This window comes from Oleiphilus sp. HI0066 (assembly GCF_001635725.1).
The window spans coordinates 1-1,228 of sequence record NZ_LWFH01001176.1 but is presented as its reverse complement, the minus strand read 5'-3'; the positions used below and the strand labels follow the sequence as shown (position 1 = coordinate 1,228).

The 1,228-nt window shown below is 48.0% G+C and carries 3 protein-coding genes; 1 reads left to right on the top strand and 2 read right to left on the bottom strand.

Annotated features, from left to right (window positions below; genetic code table 11):
• Window positions 1-617: MATE family efflux transporter (locus A3738_RS15750; RefSeq protein ID WP_255376175.1), on the top strand; the 617-nt coding region annotated here is incomplete at its 5' end.
• Between the two features lie 18 nt (window positions 618-635).
• Here the strand turns inward: A3738_RS15750 and A3738_RS15745 are convergent.
• Complete coding sequence (locus tag A3738_RS15745) at window positions 636-1,061, bottom strand: hypothetical protein (RefSeq protein WP_068478510.1); 426 nt, start codon at window positions 1,059-1,061, stop codon at window positions 636-638.
• Window positions 1,062-1,063: 2 nt separating this feature from the next.
• Window positions 1,064-1,228: a Bor/Iss family lipoprotein gene (locus A3738_RS32630; RefSeq protein WP_369819811.1), complete on the bottom strand. Its 165-nt coding sequence runs from the start codon at window positions 1,226-1,228 to the stop codon at window positions 1,064-1,066.

Here is a 1,228-nt window from a genome sequence, read left to right as displayed (position 1 = left end):
TAGCTATCGCGCATGCCATGGAAGTAGGCATGTTTTCGGCTGCGGCACTGTTGATTGGCGCAATGGGTGCTCAGGCGTTGGCTGCGCATCAGATAGTGCTTCAGTGCATCACGATGTCGTTTATGATTCCGCTTGGTTTATCGCAAGCTGTATCAGTGAAAGTCGGCAAGCATTACGGTGCAGGTAATCCGATTGAAACCAAGCAAGTGATTTTATACGCCCTAGTGATCGCGAGCGCGACAGCAAGCGCGGCAGGCTTGGTCTTTTGGTTGCTCCCTGATGTGTTGGTAGATCTTTTTGTTGATGAGGCATTAGGGCCAGACGAGTACCAGGCTCTAGTGGCCTTAGCTAGTTTGTTGTTACTGATTGGCGCCATGTTCCAATTGGTTGACGGGTGGCAGGTCGTTTTAATGGGTGTGCTCAGAGGCTTTAAACTTGGCGCATCTCCAACCATCGTCGCAACTGTTAGTTATTGGGGGCTGGGATTTCCTGCGGCTTATTTCCTGGGTGAGATGTTTGGCCCTGCCGGCGTATGGGCGGGCATGGGCTTAGGCTTAGGCTTAAGTGCAATCTTGTTATTTGGTCTTGTTGTTAAAACCTACAAGCGAGTGTTTTGAGCATACTTAATTGAAGAGCTAACGCTCTCGGCAAGAATACTCCACGCTCCATGTAGACCAAAGATCGAGCCATGCAGAGGATGCGTTATAGAGTAGAGCGTTGTCTAGCATGCTAAAAACAAAGTCCGTTGGAGTTACTTCGGTCGTGATTTGATTCCACTCCAGACCTGAGCACTCTTTATTTAACTGTAATGGGTTGCTCAGCTCGGCGACTGAAAAAATGGCGTGTTGATACCATTTTCTGTACCGAACACTGCTTGCTGCATCGTATTGTATGTCTGGCATATCTTCGGTAAACATACCTAGTGTCCAGTCAAAGCTTTGCTCAGGTTTTGGGTCGGGAACAACAGGGCCATTCTCAAAATGAATTACGGAACAGCCGCTTAGGCTTATCGTTGCTGCGATAGCAATGTATTTGGCTTGATGGAGGAAGTTCGTTTTCATGCTTATTTCACCTTCCGTTCGCACCACACCATTGCAGTACGTGGCATGTAGATTCCGAGTGTTCCGATTGCCCATGCAACATCAGTAAGCGTGTACTTGGTTTGTAGTTGTACGACTGGTCGGTTACGGCATACACGTTGCGTATTTACTTTGTGTTCACCAACAAT

What these genes read in the sequence shown, in the direction of transcription:
- A3738_RS15745 (WP_068478510.1), bottom strand. Translation starts at nt 1,061, where the DNA reads ATGAAAACGAACTTCCTCCATCAAGCCAAATACATTGCTATCGCAGCA.